The sequence below is a fragment of the Nonomuraea sp. LP-02 genome, from assembly GCF_036289125.1.
In the GTDB taxonomy this organism is placed as follows: domain Bacteria; phylum Actinomycetota; class Actinomycetes; order Streptosporangiales; family Streptosporangiaceae; genus Nonomuraea; species Nonomuraea bangladeshensis.
Map to the genome: position 1 here is coordinate 41,625 of NZ_JAXCLK010000002.1, position 17,581 is coordinate 59,205.

The following is a 17,581-nucleotide window of genomic DNA, read 5'->3' on the forward strand; positions in this document are numbered from 1 at the left end:
GCACTGTCGTCCGGGATGTCCTGCCCCAAGTCGGCGGGCAGGTCAGCGCGATGTACCCGGAGAAGGCCATCCTGGACATCGCCGGGTTCCCCACGGTGAAGGGCCGCGACCTGGTCGGCGCGGCAGCCTCCCACTCCATCGCCTCGGCGAGCGATGAGGCCCCGACGGGTCAGCTCCTGGCCGGCGAACCGGCCGGCGAACCGGGCTGCGACGTCGCGTCGAGCCGTTGTGCCTGCTGCTGCAGATGGGTGAGCATGGCCTTGCCCGCGGGGGTGAGCGCGCGGGCGCCGGGCAGGGTCACGCCGACCTGGCGGCGTACCGACGGCAGCGGCACGGGCAGCTCCAGCAGCCGGCTGTCGGTCCTGACGAACAACGCGGGCAGCGCGGCGACCATGTCGGTCTCCAGGAGCAGCGACCGGATGGTCAGGATCGAGGTGCACTCGGTGCGGTCGCGCGGCAGCGGAAGGTCGTTGCGGCGGAAGACCTGCTCCAGCTCCTGCCGCAGCGAGGTCTGCTCCAGGGGCAGGATCCACGGGTAGGCCAGCAGGTCGGCCAGCGTCCGCGCCGCCCCCGCCGGGTGTCCCTCGCGGGCGACCAGCAGCACTGGCTCCTCGTAGAGGGGCAGTTGGCGCAGGCCGGGGTGGTCCTCGATGGGGTTGAGCCGGCCGAGGATCATGTCGAGGTCGCCGTCGACGAGGCGCGGCACCAGGGAGTCGAACGTGCCCTCCCTGACGATCACGGTGATCCCGGGCCGGTCGGCCTTGATCGCGGCGATGGAGCGGGGGAGCAGCACGTTCGTGGCGGTGAGCAGCGTGCCCACGGTCACGGTGCCGGCGTCGCCGTCGGCCAGGCCCGCGATGCGCTCGCCCGCGCGGCGCAGCTCGGCCTGCACGGCGCGGGCGTGCTCGATGAACGCCTCGCCGAACAGGGTCGGCGTGACGCCGCGCGGCCCGCGGACGAACAGCTCGACCCCCAGGAGATGCTCCACCTCCCGCAGCCCGCGCGTGACGGCGGGCTGCGCCAGGTGGAGGTGCTCGGCCGCGCGCAGGACGCTGCCCTGATCGGCGATGGCCGTGACGAGCACGAGGTGGCGGAGCTTGAGCCGGCCACTCAGCAGGTCCAGAGGACGAGATATCACGGAACCATCATATAAACGGGATGGAATCGCCCTATTTCGCTATGGCGGCTGGGCGGTCCCCCAGGCGTTCGGCGGCGTTGCGCGGGATCACCAGAGCCGCGACGCGGCCACCAGCAGCGTGGTCCCCGCCACCCAGCAGCGACGCGAGCTGGTAGGCCACCGACCTGCCCGAGTACCGGATCGCCACCGGGAAGAAGCTCGCGGTCAGCGTCCCCTGAGGGGAGTGCGTCATGGCCGGCGCGGCTCCCATCACCAGCATGAACACCGCGATGAGCACGGGGTTGCCGGTGTTCGCGACCGGCAGGATGGCCGGTGCCCACCAGGTGCACCACCGAACTGGCAGCGGTGGCCAGGTGGTATGCCAGGACGAATACCTATGCGCCCTAGCTATAGCAAGACGGATATATAATGAAATGAAGATAGCTGGCTCTGATTTAAGTATTGGACTGTTATGGCGGACGGTCACCACAATGGCCGTCATGAAGCCCGCGCACTACGTCAACGGCGTCTTCACGACGGCGGGGACGCCTTTCCCGCTCCGCTCGCCCGCCGACGGACGCCAGATCGCCGCCGTACCCGAGGCCCCGCGCGAGACGGTGGACGAGGCGGTGCGCGCCGCCCGCGCCGCGATGGACGGCGCCTGGGGCCGGACGAGCACCGAGGAGCGGTGCGCGTACCTGCGCCGGATCGCCGACGGCATCGAAGCCAGGTTCGAGGAGTTCGTCGCCGCCGAGGTGGCCGACACCGGCAAGCCGCGCGACCTGGCCGCGACGGTGGACATCCCGCGCGCCGCCGCCAACTTCCGCGCCTACGCCGACCTCGTCTACGGCCGCCCGGAACGCGCGTACCCGACGAGCGTCCCCGGCTGGAGCGGCAGCGGCCAGGCCCTGAACTACACCGTGCGCCGCCCACTCGGCGTGGTCGCCGTCATCTCGCCGTGGAACCTGCCGCTGCTCCTGCTCACCTGGAAGGTCGCGCCCGCGCTCGCCGCGGGCAACGCCGTCGTCGCCAAGCCGTCGGAGGAGACCCCCTCGACCGCGACCCTGCTGGCCGAGGTGATCGACGCGGCCGGGCTGCCGGCGGGCGCGTTCAACCTCGTGCACGGCCACGGCGCCGGCGCGGCGGGGGAACACCTGACCGCGCACCCGGGCGTGGACGCGATCGCCTTCACCGGTGCGTCCGCCACGGGCAGCGCCATCATGCGCAACGCCGCCGCGCATGTCACCCCGGTCTCGTTCGAGCTGGGAGGCAAGAACGCCGCCCTCGTCTTCGCCGACGCCGACCTGGAGGAGGCGGTCGAGGGCACGCTGCGCTCCAGCTTCACCCACTCGGGCCAGATCTGCCTGTGCACCGAGCGCGTCTACGTGCAGCGGCCCGTCTTCGACGCGTTCGTGAGCGCGCTCGCCGAGCGGGCCGCCGCGCTGCGCGACTACGGGCCGATGATCTCCGCCGAGCACCGTGACAAGGTGCTGTCGTACTATCGGCTGGCGGTCGAGGAGGGCGCGACGGTGCTGGCCGGGGGCGGTGTCCCGGAGTTCGGCGACGACCGCGACGGCGGGTACCACGTCGAGCCGACCGTCATCACGGGGCTGCCGCAGAGCGCGCGGACCGTGCGTGAGGAGGTCTTCGGGCCGATCTGCCACGTGGCGCCGTTCGAGGAGGAGGACGAGGCCCTCCGTCTGGCCAACGACAGCCCGTACGGACTGGCCGCCACGGTCTGGACCACGGACCTGTCGCGCGCCCACCGCGTCGCGCCTCGCATCGAGGCCGGGATCGTCTGGGTGAACTGCTGGAACCTGCGCGACCTGCGCACCCCCTTCGGCGGCGTCAAGGCCTCCGGCATCGGCCGCGAGGGCGGCGAGTACTCGCTCGACTTCTTCTCCGAGCCCGTGAACGTGTGCGTCAAGATTTGAGGACCCCCGTGACTTCCGTGACAGACGACCATCGCGCCGCCGCCGCGCGGCTGCTGGCCGCGTACGCGTCCGGCCAGCCGTGCGAGCCGGTCCGCGACCTGGTCGACGGCCTGGAGGCCGCCTACGCCGTGCAGAGCCTGCTCACCGAGCGGTGGCTCGGCGAGGGCCGGCGGCTCACCGGCCGCAAGATCGGCCTGACCAGCAAGGCCGTGCAGGAGCAGCTCGGCGTCGGCTCACCCGACTTCGGGGCGTTGTTCGCCGACATGGCCGTGCCCGACGGCGCGGAGATCCCCGCCGGAGCCGTGCTCCAGCCGCGCGCCGAGGCCGAGGTCGCCCTCGTGCTGGAGCGCGACCTGCCGCACGAGCGGCACACCGTCGCCGACGTGATCGCCGCGACCGCGTTCGCGCTGCCCGCCATCGAGGTGGTCGGCAGCCGCATCCGCGACTGGGACATCACGCTGGCCGACACCGTCGCCGACAACGCCTCCTCCGGCCTGTACGTGCTCGGCACCCGCCCGGTGCCCCTGCGCGACGTGGACCTACGGATGGCCGGGATGGTCATCGAGCGGCGCGGCGAACAGGTCTCGACCGGCATCGGCTCGGCCTGCCTCGGCCACCCGCTGCACGCCGCCGTCTGGCTGGCCGACACGCTCGCCGCACTCGGGCAGCCGCTCCGGGCCGGCGACACGGTGCTGACCGGGGCGCTCGGACCTGTCGTCCCGGTACGGCCCGGTGATGTGCTGGAGACCCGCATCGGCGGGCTCGGAGACGTACGCGCGGCCTTCGCCGCCGCGGAAGGGGGAACCCCGTGAACGCGCTGGCCGAACTCCTGGACGAGGCCACTCTGGCGGCCCGCGCCATCCCGCGGCTGACCGACACGGCCGACCTCGATGTGCCCGCCGCCTACCAGGTGCAACGCGCCACCGTCGAGCGGCGGCTGGCCCGCGGCGAGCGGATCATCGGCGTCAAGATGGGCTTCACCAGCCGCGCCAAGATGGTGCAGATGGGCGTGGACGACGTCATCTGGGGCCTGCTCACCGACGCCATGCTCGTCCAGCACGACCTCGACACCGCCGGGCTCATCCATCCGCGGATCGAGCCGGAGATCGCGTTCCTGCTGGAGCGGCCCGTACGCACCCCGGCCGACGTCGCGGCGGCCGTCGGCGGCGTCGCCGTCGGCTACGAGGTGCTCGACTCCCGCTACGAGGGCTTCAGCTTCACCCTGGCCGACGTCATCGCCGACAACGCCTCGGCCAGCGGCTTCGGCCACGGCCCCTGGCACCGCCCGCGCGACGTCGCCAACCTCGGCCTGGTCATGGAGATCGACGGCCGCGCCGTGGCGAGCGGCTCGTCGGCCGCCATCCTCGGCGACCCGCTCCGCTCCCTGACCGCCGCCGCGCGGCTGGCCTCCGCCGCCGGCATCGAGCTGCAGCCCGGCTGGGTCGTGCTCGCGGGCGCGGCCACCGCCGCCGTCCCGCTGCCCGCCGGGGCGCACGTACGCATCGCCGCGGCCGGGCTCGGCCACGTGGAGGTGACCACCCGATGACGGACGACGCTCTGCTGGTCGAGGGCAAGGCCCGCCCCCGCGGCCGGTTCCCGCACGTCAGGCGGGCGGGTGAGTTCGTGTTCGTCTCCGGCACCAGCTCGCGCCGCCCCGACGGGAGCTTCGCCGGGGCCGCCGCGGACGAGCTGGGCACCACCAGCCTCGACATCCGCGAGCAGACCAGGGCCGTCATCGAGAACGTCGCCGACCTGCTCGCCGCCGCCGGAGGAAGCCTGGCCGACGTGGTGAGCGTGACCACGTACCTGGTCAACATGAACGACTTCGGCGGCTACAACGAGGTCTACGGCGAGTTCTTCGACGAGAGCGGCCCCGCCCGCACCACGGTCGCCGTCCATCAGCTCCCGCACCCGCACCTGCTCATCGAGATCTCCTGCATCGCTCACCTACCGCAAAGGAGCCGGCCATGATGCCCCCCTTCAACCTGCAGAAGTGGATCGACGAGCACCAGGATCTGCTCAAGCCGCCGGTCGGCAACGCGCAGATCTGGAAGGACGCCGACCTCATGGTCACCGTCGTGGGCGGGCCCAACCAGCGCACCGACTTCCACGACGACCCCATCGAGGAGTTCTTCTACCAGCTCAAGGGCGGCATGGTGCTGCGGGTGATGGAGGAGGAGGGCAAGCCGCCGGTGGACGTCCAGATCAGGGAGGGCGACGTCTTCCTGCTGCCGCCGCACGTCCGGCACTCGCCGCAGCGGCCGGTGCCCGGCTCGATCGGCCTGGTCGTCGAGTTCGCCAGGCCGCAGGGCCACCTGGACGCCTTCGAGTGGTACTGCGTGCGCTGCCACCGGCTCGTCCGCCGGGCCGAGGTGCAGCTCCAGTCGATCGTGGACGACCTGCCGCCCGTCTTCCGCGCCTTTTACGAGGGCGACCGCACGTGCCCGCACTGCGGCGCCGAGCACCCCGGCAAGGACTGGCCCGACGAGCTGCGGCCGGTGGTCCGGTGACGGTGATCGACCTCCACACGCACGTCTTCCCGCGGATCTCCCGCGAGGAGGCCAGGACGCTCGCCGGAGCGGGCGAGCCCTGGCTGCGCGACGGCATGATGATGAGCGGTGAGGACGACTACCGCCCCGTCACGCCGGAGCTGTGGGACGCCGGGGCCCGCGTGGCCGCCATGGACAGGACCGGCGTGGACGTGCAGGCGGTCTCCTCGACGCCGCTGCTGTTCGGCTACGCCGCCGACGCGGCCCGCGCGGCCGAGTGGTGCGCCATGGTCAACGACCGCATCCTGGCCTACTGCGCGCAGGCCCCCGACCGGCTGCTGCCGCTGTGCCAGGTGCCGTTGCAGGACGCGGACCTGGCGGCCAGGACCGTCACCGAGGCCAAGGCCGCCGGGCACCGCGGCGTGCACATCGGCAACCACGTCGGCCCGCGCAACCTGGACGACCCGGACATCGTGGCGTTCCTCGCGCACTGCGCCGAGCAGGACATGCCGGTGCTCGTGCACCCTTGGGACATGCTGGGCGCCGACCGCATGTCAGGCCACATGCTGCAGTGGCTGGTCGGCATGGCGGCCGAGACGCAGCTGGGCATCCTGTCGCTGATGCTCTCCGGCGCGTTCGAGCGGCTGCCGCGCTCGTTGCGGCTGTGCTTCTGCCACGGCGGGGGCAGCTTCGCCTTCCTGCTCGGACGGGCCGACAACGCCTGGCACAACCGCGACCTCGTCCGCGCGCACTCGCCCCGGCCGCCGTCGGCGTACACCGACCGGTTCTTCGTCGACTCGGCCGTGTTCGACCCGCGCGCCCTGCGGCTGCTGGTGGAGGTCATGGGGGCCGAGCGGGTGATGCTGGGCACCGATTTCCCGTTCCCGTTGGGTGAGCTGGAGCCGGGCGCGGTCGTCAAGGCCTGCCCCGAACTGGACGACGCCGCCCGCGCCGCCGTCCTCGGCGGCAACGCCGCGGCCTTCCTCGGGCTCGCCCGATGACGCTCGCCCGCACACCGCCGGGCACCTCGCGCGGCCTCACCTCCGGCGGGGTGACGGCGTTCAAGGGCGTGCGGTACGCCGCGCCCGCCCAGCGCCTGGCCCCGCCGGAGCCCGCCCTGCCCTGGGACGGCGTGCGGGACGCCGTCGCGCCCGGCTCGCCCCCCTGGCCGGGCACTCCGCTGGGGGCACCCGCGTGCCGGCCCTCATGACCTGTGCTGCTGGGCTGTTCGCCAGGGCCGCGGCTATGAGTCCCGTATCGTACGGCTTCCTCACCCCTGACCGGGCCCGCGCCTGGACGGAGGCGGCCGTCGCGGCGCTCCGCGGCCGGGACCGCGCTGGTGCGGCGGAGGGAGGCGGAGAGCGAGCCCATCCGGGCCCTGGCCGGGATCGTCCGTGACCTGGGCCCTTTCCCGGCGGCCTCTCCCGGCTCTTGATGTCGTCCGTCACCCTCGGGTGGGATCTGATGCCAAGCGGACCGGGTGTTGCCTGGCTGTACGCCAATTCGCGCTGTCCCCGATGGGCAGGTGCGTGGCGGCGTCGCAGTCGTAGGGGCCGACCCGGACAATTACGAGAGATCGAAAGGGGCGGGGGAGTGGCCTTCCCAGATCTGGCGGGATGCCTGTTCGGGGTAGGGCAGGGTCTTCGACTCGGCGTCCAGGACGCGGGTGAGGTGCCCGCCGGGCCGGTGGGCGGGCCAGCCCGCGTCGCCGGTGGTGACGAAGCGGACCCATGCCTCCTGGAGTTCGCGGGAGAGCGCGACCGCCTCGGGAGAGGGCGCCTCGCCGATGAGCTGGGTGCCGACGGGGCTGTCCAGCGTGCCGAACGCCAGGGGCACGTCGAGGCTGTGGCAGGCGCCCAGGATGCCGCCGAGGGCCGGGGCGACCCAGCACAGTTCGAACAGGTACGAGGTGCCGCCGGCTGCGGCGTTCGCCTCGGCCAGCTTCTGTGACGGCATGCGGAAGAGGGCGTCGGAGTACACCGTCTCCACCAACTCCTCCGGGTCTGCCTGCGGGAACGCGGCACGGTAGGCCCGCGCGCCGTCCGGCTGCGGGGCGTGCAGCTCCAGGGCTGCGTGGGCGTCCTCCTCGGTGAAGGTGCCGTACCGTCCGCTCATGACGCTGAAGTACCGGAATTCGTCCCGGGTGTGGCCGACGAGCAGTTCGGTCCCGCTCGCGCGCGCGCCGGTCAGCGCGGGCCAGGGCGTTTCCGGGAGGACCTCGCCGTCGACGACGGGGCACAGCGCGGTGCCGGTCTCCGTGAGGCGTCCCCAGCTCTCCCGGTGCGCGTGGAGGCCGGCGTTGAAGGAGGTGAGTTCGGCGGCCAGGTGCCATGGGTCGATGTCGCGCAGGGCCTCGGCGGTGGGGGCCGCCGCGCCGAGCCGGTCCGCGAACGCGGCGGTGACCTGCCGTGCCAGCGCGGGGGTGCTGTGCAGCCCCGGCACCGAGTGGGCGATGGCCCGCCGGAACAGGCCGCGCGCCGGCTTCATCGTCAGCAGGGCGGCGACCGACCCTGCCCCGGCAGACACCCCGGCCACGGTGACCCGGCCGGGGTCGCCTCCGAAGGCGGCGATGTTGCGCTGCACCCACTCCAGCGCCGCGATCTGGTCGAGGAATCCGCGGTTGGGCGGCGCGTCGTCGAGGAACGCGAATCCCTCCGCGCCCACGCGGCAGTTGATGGTCACCACGACGAGTCCCGCCTCGGCCAGCGCTGCCGGGTCGAGCATCGGGTCGCTCGACGCCGCCGAGAGGTAGCCGCCCACGGGGATCCACACCAGCACCGGCAGTCCCGCCGCGCCGGGATCCGGAGTGCCGACGTTGAGCGTCAGCCAGTCGGTGCCCTGCGGGGGCACATCGATCGGCAGGGACAGCGGCACCACGGGGCCGAACTCGATCGCCTGCCTCGTCCCCTCCCAGCGGTGCGGCGGCGCGGGCGCGGCGAAGCGGAGCGCTCCGACCGGGGGCTGGGCGTAGGGGATGCCGCGGAACACCGCGTGCCCCTGCCGCCGGCGCCCCTGCACCACGCCTTCCGTGGTCCGTACCTTGGGCTGTTCGGACATGACGATTCCTTCCCTCGAGTGGACCCCAGGATTATGGGTCAGATGTATTATGTCAATCGTATTGGAACAGTCCAGGGTACGAGGAGGGGGCCGGCGATGCCGAAACAGGTGGATCACCGCGAACGCCGCGAAGCGATCGCCCGCGCACTGTGGCGGGTGGTGGAGCAGCGCGGCGTCACACAGCTGACGATGCGCGTGGTGGCGCAGGAGGCGGGCATGTCACTCGGGCAGCTGCAGCACTACTTCGCCTCACGGACCGCCATGCTCTCCTTCGCCATGGACTTCGCGTCCGAGCAGACCTCGGTGCGCGTACACCAAGGGCTCGAAAAGCTCGGTGACCGTCCGCACCCCCGTGACGCGCTGCGACTGACGCTCGCGGAAATGCTCCCCCTGCATGCCGACGCCCGCGCGACCAGCAGGATGAGCGCCGCCTACGTCCTGGAGGCGCTGCACGACGAGGCCGTGCACGAGCAGGCGCGCCGCGGCCTCGTCCAAGGGCGGGCCCTCGTCGAGCAGTTGGTCCGCCAGGCGATCGCCGACGGGCACATCGACTCCGGCCGCGACCCGGCGACCGAGACCAATCTGCTCCTCGCCCTCACCGGCTTCACCTCCCTGATCGAACTCGACGTGATCGAGCCCCAGGACGCGCTCGCCGCGATCGACATGCATCTGGACCGGCTGTTCAGGAGTACGTGACCTGCCCCCGGACACGGGGGCAGGTGGGGACAAGATCAGCTCTAGTCCGGCCGCTCCCCGGCCTGGTGCCATCTGACCGGCCACCTCTACCTCGGCACCGCGCCCGGCAACGACCGTCCCATCTACGCCCTGAGCGTCCGCGCCGACGCCCGCCGTACCGAGCCCCATGCACCGTGGCGGTCGACCACCGACTGATCCTCACCCAGCTCCATGTTCGCGCGGCCTCCTGATCAGTTCCCTGAACCGACGCTCAGCTGCTCCCGTGGGCGCCGTCGTGGAAGGGACGCAACCCCCGGCCACATCTGCTCGGGAGAAGGCGTAGCGGCCCAGGAAGTTGATGTGGTCGTACTGGATCGGCGACAGCCGCGCGCACATCTCGCAGCTGGCCCCGGTTGCCGTAGGCGATCTTCCGTCCAGCCGGTGGCGGGCCTCCTGCACGTTCAGCTGGGCGCCGATCATCCGTCGGTAGCCTTCGTCGGCGATGAACTGCAGCAGGTGCAGGGTCTTGGAAATGCGGCCGTAGTGCGCGAACGCCTCGCCCAGGCCGGTGGTGCGGCCGCCGCCAGCGCGTCGATGGCGAGCTGGTTGAGCACGTCAGTGGCGACATCAGCAACCGTCCCGGCTCTGCGGGGTCGCTGTAGAAGCGGCCATGGGCCATGGTCGGTGACCAGCGCGTGCGCCGGGCTGTCGTCGCACTCCACCTAGGCCCGTTCCGGCTGGTGGGCGGTCATGCCGGCTGCGGCCGTCGTTCGGCCTGCATCGCCTCGGGCAACGGGCGGTCGCACACCGGCCGCCCGTCCACCAGGACGTGCAGCCGGTCGGCGGCCTGCATGATGTAGCCCTCGACCTGGTCGGTGTGGACGCGGGCGATGGGCCAGCCGGTGACGGTCTCCATCATCTCGGCCTCGATGCCGCGTCCGGCCCGCACCAGGACGTCGCTGATGGCCTGCAGCGTGCCGGCGCGTTGTGGCTGGCGGGGAAGAAGCGTGGCCCTTTCGCTCCCTGATGCCCCGGCGGTAGGGCGTGAGGGGAGGTGACGGATGTGCGAGGGCCGGGTCGAGGGGCCGTCTTGGTGGCGGCCCGTCCCGGCATGGCAGAGACAGCACCGCCAGAACCGGGGCCGCAACCCGGGCGGGGCCGGGCAGGCATGATGTCCAGGATGATCCCCGCCTGGACCAGTAGCTCGTGCGGGGTCTCGACGCGCTGGCGGGAGGCCTGCGCTCACAACTCACAGGCGATGCCAGTCGCCAGGGCCGTTGGCCCTCGCCGTAAGAGAGGTCGTCATCCTGCGGTCCGCCGAACTGTCTCGTCCCACGGAAACGACCATCGTGGTAGGAACCGTCGCGAGCCTCCCGTCGCCGCCCGCGCCGCACGCCTGCTGTCACCGACCGAGGCGCTGAGAACGGTGTGATCGCCGACCTGGCCGGGTCTGGATGTCAGCTCGGCAAGACGTTCCGGTCGAAGATGTCGATCGGCAGGTAGAGCGTCACCGTCGGATTGGGAATCGTGACGATGCAGCTGACGCGGATCTCCACGGGTGCGACGCTCAGGATCACGTACGCCTGCTCGCCGCTGTAGCCCAGGCCCATCAGGTAGTCCACGGCCCGGCGCACCGCCTCTTGGGTGGCGAAGCTCGCGTCCTGATATCGCTGCTCCTTGCCGCGGAAGCAGAAACCGGTGAAGCCGAGATAGCGGTCGGCGCCGAACTGCGCGACCAGGGGCGCCGGACGGACGATCGGCGTGGTGATTCTATGACGGGCCATGCCGTCCTTGATCAGGCGCAGCCGCAGCCAGGTGCGGCCGTCCATCTCCATCGCGTTGAAGCTGCACTCCCCGTCCGCTGCCGCGAGATGGTGGTCGCCGAGTGACAGTAGTGCGCCCTCCACGAACACTGGGAAGTAGACCGTGGCACCCGGGCCGAGGGTGTTGATGTCCATGTTGCCGCCGTTCTCCCGGGGCGGCTGGGTGCGGGCCGCCATCCGGGCGGCGTCGGCTCCGAGGCCGCGCAGCAATGCGTTGCGCGGGTCCGGGGGGAAGGCGCGACCGTCGGCGTACAGGGGCTTCTCGCGCTCGTCCCACCGGCGCATCAGCTCGTACGATGGCGCGACCCCCATGGTTCCGGCATGGGGCTGGGCGGGAACGCGCACGCCTGGCACCTGCGGCGACTCGGCGATGCCGCCGTGGGCGTACCACGTCGAGCGGTAACCGTCCGGGAAGATCTCGCCAAGCAGTCCAGGCGTGCCGGGCAGGATGTTGGCGAAGGCGATGCCGCTCAGCGGTTCGACGCCGAGCACCTCCGCGACCAGCACGTCACCGGGCCGTGCGCCGTCGACGTGCACCGGACCGGTCAGCGGATGCATGCGGGACAGATCGACGTGGCGCAACTCGTCGAGACCGCCGTTGTCGTGGATCTGGTAGTCGTCATAGGCGGCCGACTCCAGGATCACCTCGCCGCCTGGATCGACCGTCACGGCTGGTGGGATCTCGGGATGCCAGCGGTTGTGCCCGATCTTGGGCTGATCGGCGAGCGGGACCCCGACCTGGCAGGTCACCCGGGGCACGTCCAAATAGCGGTCGCTGTAACGGGAAAGCGGCTTCATCATGGTCCTTACCGGTCGGAGGGGGGCGTGACGCGGTCCTTACTGGGGAGGGACCGCCGTGAAGCGCACTTCGGTGAAGGGCGCACGCCATGCGGTGACCTCGGCCGCCAGCGTGGCCGGCCCGCTGTCGGAGGCGAGAGCACGGGCGATGAAGGCGGCCAGAACGGGCATGTCGTCCTCGTCCATGCCGTTACGGGAGATCTCCGGGGTGCCGAGCCGCAGGCCGTTCAGGTCGCCGGCCACCGGTGCCATAGGAAGGCCGATGCCGCACGCGAGCAGGTTGGCGGCTCGCAGTCGGCGGGAGGCGCACTGCCCTCCGCCGAAGCGGTGGGCAGGCACGGCGAACTGGTGCGAGCTGGTCCCATCCGCGAACACCGGCACATCCAGCGCTCGCAGTTCGGCCGCGAGCCGGGCCGCGTTCGCCACCATTGCCTGCGCGTAGGCGGCCCCCTCCGCCTGCCAGTCGAGCATCGTGACGGCCAGTGCGGCGATGCGACCGGCGTCGGAATTGGCGGTCAACCCGGGGTAGGCGATGGCGTCAAGACGCTGCGCCAGTTCCTCATCGTCCGTGACCACCAGCCCGCCGGGCGGCCCCCCAAGGCTCTTGTACGTGCTCATCGTGACCAGGTGCGCGCCCTCGCGCAGCGGGTTCGGCCAGACCCCACCGGCGATCATGCCGCACATGTGGGCGGCATCGTAGAGCACGCGTGCTCCGGCGGAGTCGGCGATCTCCCGCACGGCTGCGATCGGGTGGGGGTAGAGGTTGAGGCTGCCGCCTATGGTGATCAACTTGGGACGAAGTCGCCTGGCCATTTCCCGCAGCCCGGTCAGGTCGATCGTGTAGCCGCCCAAGTCGGCGGGGGCGGGGACGGTGGTGAGTCCGTACAGTCCGGCGGCGCCCTCAGCGTGGTGGGTGACGTGGCCGCCGACGCTCGTGGGTGGAACGATGATCGTGTCGCCGGGGCGGCAGGTCGCCATGAAGGCGTACAGGTTGGCAAGCGCGCCGGAGCCGACGCGGACCTCCGCGTAGTCGGCGTCGAAGACCTGCGCCGCCAGCTCGGCGGCGATGATCTCGATCCGTTCGATGGCCTCCAGGCCCGTCTCGTACTTCTCCGCCGGATGGCCGAGTGAGGGACGTGTGCCGAGCCCGGCCGACAGCAGCGCCTCGGCCCGGGGATTCATGACGTTCGTCGCGGGATTGAGATTGACCGCCTCAGCGTGGTGAATGCGGGCGTTCCAGGCCACCAGGCGGCCGATCTCCTCCAGCGTGGCGGCGGGGGATCGCCCAGCCAAGGCGCCTGCTACCTCGCGCGTCAGCCGTTCGCTCGCGGCGGAGATCCAGGGACGGGGAAAGCGGGCACGCATCATGGTCTCATCTCCTGGTTCCGGCTCGTACGGTTCGACGGTAAGCAGCGACGGGCGGCCGGCACATCGGATCGACACCGAGATCGTGCCGCATCGGTCTCGACATCTGTCGCACGGCGGGGGAGAGTCATGCATGGATCTTCAAGACCTGCTCGAAGACCTCGCCCAGCGGCTGGGCAGCGGACTGTTCGTCGACTCGACGGATGGCCGGATGCTCGGCTACAGCAAGCAGGACGCGCACGCGGACCCGGCCCGCGTCGCTTCGGTCATGGCGCGCCGGGTCGCGCCTGAGATTCGTGAGTGGCAGAACCGGTACGGGATCTCCAAGGCCACGAAGGTCGTCCGCCTGCCCTCGAACGCCGAGTTCGGCATACGGGCTCGCTTCTGTGTCCCCATCCGGCGTGATGGGCGATGCCTCGGCTATCTGTGGGCCGCCGCGGACGGTAAGGCGCTCGACGAGACTGCGCTCGGCGCCCTGCAGGGTGCCGCCGCCGAACTGGCTCGGATCCTGGCAGGGCGGGGCGACGAACGCGAGGACTTGATTCGCTGGTTGCTCGATCCGGACCGAACCGGGGAAGGAGCCCGTGACCGGTTGGCCGCGCTCGAGCCGTCGCTGCTCTCCTCCGAGGTCCTCATCTGCGCCGGCGTGCCGATCAGTCGCCACCGCGAACAGGTGCCCGCCTTGTCCGCCAGCGAGTTGGAGCGCCTCGGCACGGCTCTACCGCGGGCGATTCCTTGTTTCGTCGCTCCCACGCACGTGACCGCCCTGCTCTTGTCTGGTCCCGGCGGTCCCACGGCCTTGGACGAGGCGCTGCGCAAGTCCGCCCGTCGTCCCTTCGCCATCGGGATCGGTGACCCAGTGTCTTTCGAAGTTCGCGCGGTGCGCGAGGCGTACGGACAAGCCAGGGCGGCGGCCGGGGTGGCCGCGCTGGATCCGGCCTTGCCGCGCGTTCTGCCGTGGTCGGGCGCCGGGCCGTACCGCATGTTGCTTCCCGTCGCACCGGGGCCTGATCCCGTGCTCGCCCCGCTTGAAAATGATGAAGAGCTTGTGCGGACCCTGGAGACGTACCTCGATGCCGGCTGTGATGTCCAGCGCACGGCGGCGTCGCTGCATCTGCACCGCACCACGGTCTACTACCGGCTCGACCGGATAGCCACGACCCTCGGGGCGGATCTTCGCGACGGGCTGGTGCGCTCCCATCTGCACCTCGCCTTGAAGGCACGTCGTCTCAGCGGCTGGCCCTCAAACGGACACTCCTGGTGATCTGAGCGGCGACATTGATCGTGACCGCCACGACGTCCTCTCCCGGCGGGTCGTTGAAGGTCCCCTCCGGGCGAGTGGCGATCACACGCGGGTTTGGGAGCGCCGCTGTGACTTGGGCCGTGACTCATTAGGTGGGCCGGGGTATCGTCCCCCGCATCGCCTGCCGCGGGATCGAATCCAGCCAGCGGCTGGGACGGCACCGCTGGGTGGTCGAGAGAACGGTGTCCTGGCTGGCCGGTTATCGCCGTTTACACCGGCGCTACGAGCGCCGGGCCGACCACTTCGCGTCCTTCGTCGCCATCGCCGCGGCCCTCATCTGCTACCGCCGACTCGCCAAATGAGTCATCGTCTTGATCCAACTCAGCTGCCTTGATCAAATGGGCAGGCTCCAGGCTGTCGGCTGCTGTTCTCTCATCTGCCTTCTGTCGCTGCTTTCGGCGTTCTCGGTGTCGACCGGCAGTCAAGGACATCGACAGCCCTTCCACACTCCGCCACAATGGGCGGCGATCTTGGCTCCCCTCCCTGGACAGGACATGAAAGCCTTCATAGCAGCTCTGGCTCTCGCCACCGCGGTCCCCGCGACCGCCCATGCCGCCGCCGCTCCCGACCCGGTGGCCGCCGTACGGGCCCTTCTGGCCCGCAATGCCGGGGTCACGCTGGAGTTTCTCGGCAACACCGGCACCGATCTGTTCTGGCAGAACGACGCCACTCGCGAGCAGATATCCGGCGGTGTCGGCCTGAAGGGCACCGGCAAGCTCCAACTGGGCGCCACCGGCGTGACGGCCTCCGAAATCACCCGCGTGGTGCAGTTGAGCGGACAGGTCTTGATGAAGCAGGAAGCGGCCAAGGGAGACGCCTATTTCGCCGGCCTGCTCAAATCCGCTGGAACGACGCGCATGATCAGCACGAAGGGCTGGCTCTACCACCTGCTGCCGAAAGCCCGCACGTGGCTCCGCACCGGCCGCGCCGGCGGGGGCGCCGCAGCGTACGGTGACCAGATCATCAACGTGCTGGAGCCGGCCACCCTGGCCAAGCTGCTGTCCACCGCGGACCGCTCATCGGTCACGCCATGGCACAAGAACCGCACCACCGGCCGCAACCAGCGCATCTACACCCGTAGCGGCACGATCACCCTCAAGGAGCTCTACCGGGTTTCCCCCACCTTCCGCGAGGCGGCGGGCACTTCGGCCGTTGGCACGGATGAGATCTGGTGGCAATACCTGTACGACGACCGTGGCCTGCCGGACCGGCTCGTCTGGCACTTCCAGACGACCACGAAGGCCGACTCCATCGGGCTGGGGGACAACCGGATCCGCTCGGTGCGCCTGGTCACGCGATTCTGGAACTGGCAGGCCAAGGTCTCCATCACCGCGCCCAAGGCGACACCGGGGCGAGGTCCTGCGGTGGACGAGATCACCGACATCCTGCGGGCGGACGACCGCCCGCGCTGACAAAGCCCATGAGGTCGCCGTGGCCGGCCACGTAGTCCACCCGCCAGCTTCGCCACAGCGCGCTGCAGCATCTCCGCCCAGCCGAGGTGACACCCGGCACGGCGCCTGGAGCCAGGCCGAGGCCGAGCCGATCACCGGCGGCCGCCGGATGGGCTGCCATCTGGATCAGCCGGACCCCGCGCACCCGCTGCGGCTGTGCGCGGGCTGGCTGGCCGTCATCGACCCGCACCACTTCCGCACCCGGCTCAGGTGCTGAGCGGCCAGCTCCCGCTCCAGGCGATTCACCCCGACACCACCACCTGGCCGCGCCGGCCAGCGGTCCGTCGGCGGGCGGTGTCCGCTGCCGTCCGCGCGTCTCGGGTCCGGCCAGCCAGCACGCCCCGTCGGGCATGACCAGCAGATCGACGGCGGGTTGCGGCAACCCTCTCGGCACCGCGCGCCGTCCAGCACCCAGGTCCCGGACACCAGATGGGCCAGGTCGGCGGGCACGGGCAACGCGGTCACCCGTGCAGTCGACCGAGGGCTGCCGGCGCGTTTGCCGGCGAATAAGCGGACGGTCACCCGAGGCATTCACAGGCCGAGCGCGGCCAGGGCCCGGCGACCACGGTCTCCGTCAACGTGGGCGCCTTCGACCTCGGGGCCGGCGCGGGCGGCTCTCACCTGTGCCGTCGTGCCCCGGCCCCGATCGTTGGTGAACGCTTCGCGATCGCTACTTCGGCAGGCCGCCGCGGATCACGAGGGCGTCGTGATCGGTGTACGTGGTCCGCTCGATCTCCAGCTGCGCCCCCGTCAGGTTGCCGTAGGCGTGCTGGATGCCGGGAGCCTGGCTCGCGGCGGCGTCGGTCAGCGTCCACAAACCCTCGGGGGCACACGACGCGCGGCGGTTGACGTCCCCGGCGAAGACGACCGGCCGGCCCGCGCGGGAGGCGAGCACCTGGGCCAGTTCGCCGCACTGGGTGGAGTTGGCCGAGCCGGCGGCCTCGCCGTCGGTGGACAGGTGGCTGGTGCACACGTCCACGCGGCGGGCGGTCGTCACGCAGAGCCAGCGCCGCTGCTCGACGCCGCTGAAGACGGAGTAGGGCGCGTCCTCGGCGGCGAGGATCGCCTCCTTGGTGAGCACGGCGTTGCCGAACTCGCCGCGTCCGGCCGGGGTCTTGCAGGCCAGCGGCGCGCCGTTGTAAATGATCGTGGCGAAGCGGTAGTGGTAGCCGGTGCGCTCGGCGATCTGCGCCACGTCGCCGCTGCACGCCTCGTTGAGGGTGACGGCGTTGACGTCGTTGGCCTGGATGCGCTCCACCGTCTCGTCGAGGATCTTCGGGTACTGCGTCTTGGCGTAGCAGCCGGCGTAGCCGCTGAGGCAGAGGTTCATCTGGAGCAGCGAGTATGGCGGCTTCCCCGCCGGGGGCTGCGTGGCCGCCGTGGCGGCGCCGGAGAACGACAGCAGCCCGGCCGCCGCCAGGCAGCCGATCAGCAAGGCACGCAGGTGCATCAGGAGAAATCGGATCACGGCGACATTGTGTCGGCATGATCGCCAAACAGGACAGAGCGGGCGGGAAGTGTTCAACACTCCCTCATGTGGCCGTCACCGGCTGGACGGGCCGTCAGCCC

Annotated in this window: 18 protein-coding genes and 2 pseudogenes; 12 read left to right on the top strand and 8 right to left on the bottom strand. The window is 71.2% G+C overall.

Going from position 1 to position 17,581, the window contains the following annotated elements:
• Positions 1 to 169: 169 nt before the first annotated feature.
• Together SMD20_RS43460 and SMD20_RS43465 are read right to left on the bottom strand one after the other, a co-directional pair.
• Positions 170 to 1,138: a LysR substrate-binding domain-containing protein gene (locus SMD20_RS43460; RefSeq protein WP_329592980.1), complete on the bottom strand. Its 969-nt coding sequence runs from the start codon at positions 1,136 to 1,138 to the stop codon at positions 170 to 172.
• Positions 1,139 to 1,169: 31 nt separating this feature from the next.
• The gene (locus SMD20_RS43465) at positions 1,170 to 1,370 is read right to left on the bottom strand and encodes a hypothetical protein (protein ID WP_329592981.1); all 201 of its coding nucleotides are present in this window, start codon (positions 1,368 to 1,370) and stop codon (positions 1,170 to 1,172) included.
• A 247-nt stretch (positions 1,371 to 1,617) separates the two neighbouring features.
• Between SMD20_RS43465 and SMD20_RS43470 the strand changes: the two genes are divergently transcribed.
• Genes SMD20_RS43470 through SMD20_RS43500 form a run of 7 tightly spaced genes read left to right on the top strand, consistent with a single transcriptional unit; the run spans position 1,618 to position 6,750 of the window.
• Entirely contained in the window at positions 1,618 to 3,051 is a 1,434-nt protein-coding gene (locus tag SMD20_RS43470) for a 2-hydroxymuconic semialdehyde dehydrogenase (RefSeq protein WP_329592983.1), read from the top strand.
• An 8-nt stretch (positions 3,052 to 3,059) separates the two neighbouring features.
• Positions 3,060 to 3,863 (top strand): 2-keto-4-pentenoate hydratase, encoded by an 804-nt coding sequence (locus SMD20_RS43475; protein ID WP_329592985.1) that lies wholly within the window; start codon positions 3,060 to 3,062, stop codon positions 3,861 to 3,863.
• Complete coding sequence (locus SMD20_RS43480; RefSeq protein ID WP_329592987.1) at positions 3,860 to 4,597, top strand: 2-keto-4-pentenoate hydratase; 738 nt, start codon at positions 3,860 to 3,862, stop codon at positions 4,595 to 4,597. The genes SMD20_RS43475 and SMD20_RS43480 overlap by 4 nt, the downstream gene beginning before the upstream one ends.
• On the top strand, positions 4,594 to 5,022 hold the full coding sequence (locus SMD20_RS43485; RefSeq protein WP_329592989.1) for a RidA family protein: 429 nt from the start codon (positions 4,594 to 4,596) through the stop codon (positions 5,020 to 5,022). Before SMD20_RS43480 ends, SMD20_RS43485 begins: the two co-directional genes overlap by 4 nt.
• Positions 5,019 to 5,561 carry a 3-hydroxyanthranilate 3,4-dioxygenase gene (locus SMD20_RS43490; protein ID WP_329592991.1) on the top strand — a complete coding sequence of 181 codons (543 nt, stop codon included), beginning with the start codon at positions 5,019 to 5,021 and terminating at the stop codon, positions 5,559 to 5,561. Before SMD20_RS43485 ends, SMD20_RS43490 begins: the two co-directional genes overlap by 4 nt.
• Positions 5,558 to 6,541: an amidohydrolase family protein gene (locus tag SMD20_RS43495; protein WP_329592993.1), complete on the top strand. Its 984-nt coding sequence runs from the start codon at positions 5,558 to 5,560 to the stop codon at positions 6,539 to 6,541. Before SMD20_RS43490 ends, SMD20_RS43495 begins: the two co-directional genes overlap by 4 nt.
• Entirely contained in the window at positions 6,538 to 6,750 is a 213-nt protein-coding gene (locus tag SMD20_RS43500; protein ID WP_329592995.1) for a carboxylesterase family protein, read from the top strand. The genes SMD20_RS43495 and SMD20_RS43500 overlap by 4 nt, the downstream gene beginning before the upstream one ends.
• A 356-nt stretch (positions 6,751 to 7,106) precedes the next feature.
• Here SMD20_RS43500 and SMD20_RS43505 read toward each other — a convergent pair whose 3' ends face one another.
• Positions 7,107 to 8,597, bottom strand: a complete 1,491-nt coding sequence (locus SMD20_RS43505; protein ID WP_329592997.1) for a carboxylesterase/lipase family protein — start codon at positions 8,595 to 8,597, stop codon at positions 7,107 to 7,109.
• 96 nt (positions 8,598 to 8,693) lie between these two features.
• Here SMD20_RS43505 and SMD20_RS43510 point away from each other — a divergent pair, with 96 nt between their 5' ends.
• A complete protein-coding gene (locus SMD20_RS43510) occupies positions 8,694 to 9,293 on the top strand; it encodes a TetR/AcrR family transcriptional regulator (protein ID WP_329592999.1) in 600 nt (199 codons plus the stop codon).
• A gap of 198 nt (positions 9,294 to 9,491) precedes the next feature.
• On the opposite strand, the pseudogene SMD20_RS48545 reads toward SMD20_RS43510, so the two are convergent.
• The 4 genes and pseudogenes from SMD20_RS48545 to glyA form a co-directional block, all read right to left on the bottom strand.
• Positions 9,492 to 9,839: pseudogene (locus SMD20_RS48545) on the bottom strand (Tn3 family transposase); the annotation flags it as partial.
• A 181-nt stretch (positions 9,840 to 10,020) separates the two neighbouring features.
• On the bottom strand, positions 10,021 to 10,221 hold the full coding sequence (locus tag SMD20_RS43515) for a hypothetical protein (RefSeq protein ID WP_329593001.1): 201 nt from the start codon (positions 10,219 to 10,221) through the stop codon (positions 10,021 to 10,023).
• Positions 10,222 to 10,729: 508 nt separating this feature from the next.
• Positions 10,730 to 11,896: an acetamidase/formamidase family protein gene (locus tag SMD20_RS43520; RefSeq protein WP_329593002.1), complete on the bottom strand. Its 1,167-nt coding sequence runs from the start codon at positions 11,894 to 11,896 to the stop codon at positions 10,730 to 10,732.
• A gap of 36 nt (positions 11,897 to 11,932) precedes the next feature.
• Positions 11,933 to 13,261, bottom strand: a complete 1,329-nt coding sequence (gene glyA / locus SMD20_RS43525; RefSeq protein WP_329593003.1) for a serine hydroxymethyltransferase — start codon at positions 13,259 to 13,261, stop codon at positions 11,933 to 11,935.
• A gap of 130 nt (positions 13,262 to 13,391) precedes the next feature.
• On the opposite strand from glyA, the gene SMD20_RS43530 reads away from it, so the two are divergent.
• The 4 genes and pseudogenes from SMD20_RS43530 (at position 13,392) to SMD20_RS43545 (ending at position 16,229) form a co-directional block, all read left to right on the top strand.
• A complete protein-coding gene (locus SMD20_RS43530; RefSeq protein WP_329593005.1) occupies positions 13,392 to 14,522 on the top strand; it encodes a PucR family transcriptional regulator in 1,131 nt (376 codons plus the stop codon).
• A 137-nt stretch (positions 14,523 to 14,659) separates the two neighbouring features.
• A pseudogene (locus SMD20_RS43535) lies at positions 14,660 to 14,863 on the top strand (transposase); the annotation flags it as partial.
• A gap of 192 nt (positions 14,864 to 15,055) precedes the next feature.
• The gene (locus SMD20_RS43540) at positions 15,056 to 15,973 is read left to right on the top strand and encodes a hypothetical protein (protein ID WP_329593007.1); all 918 of its coding nucleotides are present in this window, start codon (positions 15,056 to 15,058) and stop codon (positions 15,971 to 15,973) included.
• A 19-nt stretch (positions 15,974 to 15,992) separates the two neighbouring features.
• A complete protein-coding gene (locus tag SMD20_RS43545) occupies positions 15,993 to 16,229 on the top strand; it encodes a hypothetical protein (RefSeq protein ID WP_329593009.1) in 237 nt (78 codons plus the stop codon).
• Between the two features lie 453 nt (positions 16,230 to 16,682).
• On the opposite strand, the gene SMD20_RS43550 is transcribed toward SMD20_RS43545, so the two are convergent.
• Complete coding sequence (locus SMD20_RS43550) at positions 16,683 to 17,480, bottom strand: endonuclease/exonuclease/phosphatase family protein (RefSeq protein ID WP_329593011.1); 798 nt, start codon at positions 17,478 to 17,480, stop codon at positions 16,683 to 16,685.
• Positions 17,481 to 17,581 lie beyond the last annotated feature (101 nt).